Here is a 5,074-nt window from a genome sequence, read left to right as displayed (position 1 = left end):
CGACATATACGTCAGAGCGCCTCATAGCGCCCTACATCTGTGCCGCCGGACCGCGGCCCCCCCCCGCGGCCCCCCCCCCCCCCCGGGCGCCCAGGCCCGAGCGGACGCCGGGGGGCAGGGGCGCGCGGGGTGCGGGGGGTGGGCGGCAGGTGGGGTCTCGGGGGTGTTGCGGGGAGCACGTCCGGCGGGATGCCGGTGAGGCGGCCCGGAGCGCTGTTGACGCCATCAGTGGAACCCGTCCCCGCTCCCGCGGCGAACGGACGGGGCTATCCGGACTACGGACGTCCGGGTGCCGCCGCGGTGTGCGGGTGGGGAGGTCGACGGTGGTGAGGCCCTCGGGACGCGTGTGCAGGTGGATGCGGGCGACGGTGCTGATGTTCTCCGGACGCCTGTGCAGGGCGTTTCATCTGGAAGAGCGTGCCGGGGAACGCGCCCGCCCGGGACACACCGGGGTCGGCGGCGCGAATGGGGGTGCCGGGCGCGGTGGGCCCTTCTTCGGCTTCCGCCTCGCGGCTCACCCGGGGCCGGTGCCCGGCGTCCTTTGGGCACCACTCGCTCGGGGCATGGCCTGTCAGGAGGCGCGCCCCTCCGGGACGCGACCGCGGTTGACCGTGACGATCACACCGCCCGCGACGGCGAGCGCGATCAGCACCACACCGATGAGGGTGGCGCCGTCGGCGAGCCCGACCGCGTCGCTGAGACAGCCGGCGGCCACCGGAAGGACTCCCGCCGAGCGGTAACCTCCCACGTTCAGGGCGGCGTTGGCCTCGGCCGGCCGCTGCGGGGGCACACTGTGGTTGAGCAGGGAGAGGCCGCCGAGCAGCCCGACGATGAAGAAGGCGAAGACGACCGTCAGGGTCCCTTGGAGAGCCCGATGCCCTTCTGCCAGAGCGCGTAGTGCGGGGTGGCGGCGTTCGACAGTACGAACACGGCGGTGACGGGCCAGGCGGCCAGCCAGATCCACCGCCGGAGGGCGAGCGGGGCTACGGGGGCGGCCATCGCGGCAGGGTCTCCCGCCGGAGGTCCCGCGCGCCGGACCCGGCGGGGGCCCGGCGCGCTCTCGGGCGTGTCTCTGTTCTGCGCCATGGGGTTCTGCGCCATGGGTCCTCCCCGGGACACCTCAGTACGAGTTATTTCGAACTCAGCATGCTGTACGATTGAAGTCGTACTGAACGTCGTTTTCCCCAGCAGGAGGCCAGACATGGCGCCACAGGCCGTCCCGGCAGCCGCGTTCGTCGCCCGGCCGGCGCCGTCGGACCTGCCCGAGCCCCTGGCGGAACCGGCCGTGGCCGACCTGAAACTGGAAACGGTGCTCGGCGCTTTGAGCGACCCCCTGCGGCTGCGCATCGTGCGGAAGCTGCTGCTGGAGAGCGAATCCTTCGACCACTCCTGCGGCTGGTTCGGCATCGACCGGCCGAAGTCGACGCTGACACACCACTTCAAGGCGCTGCGCGAGGCCGGCGTGACCCGCCAGCGGCAGTACGGACTGGAGCGGCGCAGCCAGGTACGCGTGGACGACCTGGAGGCGCGCTTCCCCGGGCTGCTCGGCCTCGTCGCCGCATGGACCCCCCAGGAGCCCTGACCGCCACCGCGCGCACCCGACTGGGGACGACGCTTGCTCCCCATGGGCACAAAGGCCCCAACAGGAGCAAAGGCGCCCAACAGGGGCCAGAAGCACCCGAATTCCCGGTGACGGTGTGTCCAAGATCGCATGCTTGCGCGTGACGAAGGCACCTGATTCCCGGGTAGGCGTGGCCCCGGTCCGGGATAATGGTGTGTTTCGGCAGTGTGGAGGGGGTGCGGCGTGATGCGTGTCGCGGTGGTCGATGTGGGTTCGACGTCGGCGCATGTGGATGTGGTCGAGTTGCGGAAGAGCCAGCCGCCCCGTCAGTCGGTGACGGTGAAGCACAAGGTGACGCTCTCCCGCGAGGTCGGCCCCGACGGGCGCATCCGGGAGAAGTCGATGGCACGCCTGGTGCGGGCGGTGGGCCGTGCCGCCGACACGGCGGCTCTGCACGGCGCCGACGAGATGGTGGCCTACGCCACCTCCGTGGTGCGCGACGCGCCGAACCGCGACGCGGTGCTGGCCCGGGTGGCCAAGGCCAGCGGCGTACGGCTGGGGGTACTGAGCCCGCGCCAGGAGGCGGGGCTGACGTACGAGGGCGCGCGGGCGTGGAGAAGACCCGGCCGCGACGAGCCCCTGCTCGTCGCGGACATCGGCGGCGGCACCTTCGAACTCGCCCTCGGCACCGGCTCCCGTACGCGCAACCTCGTGTCCGCGCCGCTCGGGGCCCGGCGCCTCACGCTCACGGATCTGCCGGGCAATCCACCGAGCCCGCGCGACCTGGCCCGGTTGCGACGCCGCCTCGGGCGGGAGGTGCCCAAGCTCCTCGAAGGCCTGGGGCCGGTGCCCGTAGGCACGGAATGCGTCGGCGCGTCCAGGGTCTTCGCCCAGCTCGCGACGGTTACGGCCGAGGGCGGTGCTGCGTCAGGGGCCGACGGCGTGCCGGTGCTCGGCCTGCGGCGGCTGCGCGCGGCCCTGCCCGAACTCGCGGCCAGGACCTGGCAGGAGCGGGCTGAGCTGCCAGGTGTCTCCCGGTCGCGCGCGCCCCACATCCTCGCGGGTGCGCTGCTCGCAGAGGCGCTGATGGACTCGGCGGGCATCTCCGCACTGCCGGTGTGCCCTTGGGGGCTGCGGGAGGGCATCGCGCTGCGGTTGCGGGCGGGCCTGCGTGGGGACGCACGGGCCGTGGAGGGCCTCGGCGGGCTGCGTACCACGGCCTGAGACCGGGTGGTGCTCACGCCTGGAGGGCGACCGCCGTGAAGTCTCCGGCGGAGACGGCCGTTCGCCACCGCTCGATCACGCGGCCGGGCGGTCCTGCCGTCATGTGGTCTCTGGACGCTCGGCCGTCGCCCGGGGCGCTCGCGCCATGAGGACGTCGACGGGGTCCTCGGCCTCCACGACGAACCCGTGGCGCTCGTAGAGCCGGCGGGCGGGACTCCCCCGCAAAACGTTCAGCGCCACGGCCGTCCCCCGCGCATCGGCCCGCGCCAGTGCCGCGCGCAGGACGGCGGACCCGAGCCCCGGCCCTGCTGGTGCGGAGCGAGGTAGAAGTGCTCCAGCCACTGCCTGCCTCCGGCAGGCCGGACCGTCAGGCATCCGCCGAGTTCGCGGCCGACCATGATGACCGACGTGTACTCGACCGAGAACGAGTCGCGCAGCCGCTGTCGTACCCGGTGCTCGTCGTAGCGTCTGAGACGTTCCAGATCGGGGCGCATCACCGTGGCCCGCAGCTCCGCGATCACCTCGATGTCCGCCGCCACCGCGGGGCGCAGCGTCCAGCCACCGGGGGGTCGCGGCGTGCCCGGCGCGGGTGCCACCGCGTCCTGTCGCGCTCCGGTCTCGGTCATCCCGTCACCCCGTCGTCCATGGCGGGAGTACCTCAACGCGCCCGCACCGGACGGGCACCGCCTCACTCGCGCGGCGCCCCGGCACCGCCGCCGCCAGGGCTCAGCCAGGCGCCGATGTCCGCGAGCACGGTGGGGCCGGAGTCCTCGCCCACGCTCCCGGCGAGGTCCGCGACGGATATCCCCCGCAAGGCGGCCCGCCAGGCGGCGTCGGCCTCGGCCATCGCGCGCGCGATCGGACACGGCCGGGTGCAGGCCTCCGGCGGCTTCGCCAGCGGGCCCCGCCTGCGGATCTCGGTGCATACGAAGGCGGGCTCGGCGCCGTCGACGGCCTCGACCACGTCGAGGACGGTGATCTGGCCCGCGTCTCTGGTCAGGACGTATCCGCCCGCCTTGCCCTGGACGGAGTCGACGAGCCCGGCGCGCGAGAGTGCTTGCAGCTGCTTGGCCAGGTAGCTGCCGGAGACGTCGTGCAGCTCGGCGAGCCGGGCGGCGGGCACCGGCGCCGTCGCGGCGGTCAGCACGACACAGCAGTGCAGCGCCCACTCGACCCCACCGGACAACTTCATCCCCGTACCCCCTCCCGCAAGGACTCGGACCCCTCCATGGACTCGGACAAAGACTATCCGACTATGATCTCGGACAAGGAATATCCGAGTTGCAGGCTCCTTCCGTGAAGTCCACGAACCCCGGCATGCCCGCGGCATGCCGTGAAAGGCGGCAGCCATGAAGGTCACGGTCATCGGCGGTACCGGAATGATCGGCTCACAAGTGGTCAAGAAGCTGACGGCGGCAGGTCACCAGGCAGTCCCCGCGGCAACGTCCACCGGGGTGGACCTGATCAGCGGCGAGGGGCTGGACCGGGCGCTGGAAGGCGCAGAGACCGTGGTCAACCTGGCGAACTCGCCGACCTTCGACGCCGCTTCCCTCGACTTCTTCCGCACCTCCACGCGGAACCTGCTCGCCGCCGGGGAGCGGGCCGGGGTCCTGCACCAGGTCGTCCTGTCGATCGTCGGCGTGGACCAGGTGCCCGAAGTGGACTACTACCGGGCCAAGACCCTTCAGGAGACGCTGCTCCTTGAGGGGCCGACGCCCTGTTCCGTCGTGCGCGCCACGCAGTTCTTCGAGTTCGTGGAAACGATCCTGTCCTGGACCTCCGACGCGAGCACCGTGCGGCTTCCCACCACCCGCCTTCAGCCGATGGCCGCCGACGACGTGGTCGACGCGGTGGCCGAGGTCTCCACCGGCGCCCCGCTGGCGGGGATCAGGAACGTCGCGGGCCCCGACGTCTTCTCCCTGGACGAACTCGGCCGGATCACCCTGGCGGCGCGGGGGGACGAGCGGCCCGTCGTCATCGACGAGAGCGCCGGCCTGTTCGCGGCCGCCCCCGGCGACGCACTCACCGGGGGGCCGGACGCGCACCTCGCGCCCACGCACTACCGGGACTGGCTCCGCGCGGCGCTCTGACCCCGCCCGCGCTCCCCGGCCCCGTAGGCCGAGGCGGACCGGGCAACGCCGAAGCGGGGGGGGGGGGGGGGGGGGGGGGGGGGGGGCGGGGGGGGGGGGGGGGGGGGGGGGGGGGGGGGGGGGGGGGGCCCGCCCGCGGGGGGGGGCGGGGGGCGCGCCCGGGGGGGGCGGGGGCGCGGGGGGGGGGGGGGGGCCCCCG

5 protein-coding genes and 2 pseudogenes are annotated in these 5,074 nt (G+C 73.7%); 3 read left to right on the top strand and 4 right to left on the bottom strand.

Annotation, left to right across the window (positions count from 1 at the left end; all coding sequences use genetic code 11):
• Positions 1-571: 571 nt before the first annotated feature.
• A pseudogene (locus LCE31_RS41480) lies at positions 572-820 on the bottom strand (MFS transporter); the annotation flags it as partial.
• A gap of 32 nt (positions 821-852) precedes the next feature.
• Positions 853-999, bottom strand: a complete 147-nt coding sequence (locus LCE31_RS00490; protein ID WP_225011772.1) for a hypothetical protein — start codon at positions 997-999, stop codon at positions 853-855.
• Between the two features lie 202 nt (positions 1,000-1,201).
• Here LCE31_RS00490 and LCE31_RS00485 point away from each other — a divergent pair, with 202 nt between their 5' ends.
• Positions 1,202-1,582: an ArsR/SmtB family transcription factor gene (locus tag LCE31_RS00485; protein WP_225011770.1), complete on the top strand. Its 381-nt coding sequence runs from the start codon at positions 1,202-1,204 to the stop codon at positions 1,580-1,582.
• Between the two features lie 225 nt (positions 1,583-1,807).
• A complete protein-coding gene (locus tag LCE31_RS00480; protein WP_225011791.1) occupies positions 1,808-2,785 on the top strand; it encodes a Ppx/GppA phosphatase family protein in 978 nt (325 codons plus the stop codon).
• A gap of 99 nt (positions 2,786-2,884) precedes the next feature.
• Here the strand turns inward: LCE31_RS00480 and LCE31_RS00475 are convergent.
• A pseudogene (locus LCE31_RS00475) lies at positions 2,885-3,411 on the bottom strand (GNAT family N-acetyltransferase).
• A 62-nt stretch (positions 3,412-3,473) separates the two neighbouring features.
• Positions 3,474-3,977: an RrF2 family transcriptional regulator gene (locus LCE31_RS00470; RefSeq protein ID WP_225011768.1), complete on the bottom strand. Its 504-nt coding sequence runs from the start codon at positions 3,975-3,977 to the stop codon at positions 3,474-3,476.
• 157 nt (positions 3,978-4,134) lie between these two features.
• Here LCE31_RS00470 and LCE31_RS00465 point away from each other — a divergent pair, with 157 nt between their 5' ends.
• Positions 4,135-4,875: an SDR family oxidoreductase gene (locus tag LCE31_RS00465; protein ID WP_225011767.1), complete on the top strand. Its 741-nt coding sequence runs from the start codon at positions 4,135-4,137 to the stop codon at positions 4,873-4,875.
• The last annotated feature ends 199 nt before the right edge of the window (positions 4,876-5,074 follow it).

This window comes from Streptomyces sp. 8L (assembly GCF_020176795.1).
In the GTDB taxonomy this organism is placed as follows: domain Bacteria; phylum Actinomycetota; class Actinomycetes; order Streptomycetales; family Streptomycetaceae; genus Streptomyces.
This window is presented reverse-complemented; position numbering and strand designations above follow the sequence as displayed.

Bases quoted from the DNA above. Each gene is read 5' to 3' on its own strand.
- LCE31_RS00490 (WP_225011772.1), bottom strand. From the start codon at position 999: ATGGCCGCCCCCGTAGCCCCGCTCGCCCTCCGGCGGTGGATCTGGCTG.
- LCE31_RS00485 (WP_225011770.1), top strand. From the start codon at position 1,202: ATGGCGCCACAGGCCGTCCCGGCAGCCGCGTTCGTCGCCCGGCCGGCG.
- LCE31_RS00480 (WP_225011791.1), top strand. From the start codon at position 1,808: ATGCGTGTCGCGGTGGTCGATGTGGGTTCGACGTCGGCGCATGTGGAT.
- LCE31_RS00470 (WP_225011768.1), bottom strand. From the start codon at position 3,977: ATGAAGTTGTCCGGTGGGGTCGAGTGGGCGCTGCACTGCTGTGTCGTG.
- LCE31_RS00465 (WP_225011767.1), top strand. From the start codon at position 4,135: ATGAAGGTCACGGTCATCGGCGGTACCGGAATGATCGGCTCACAAGTG.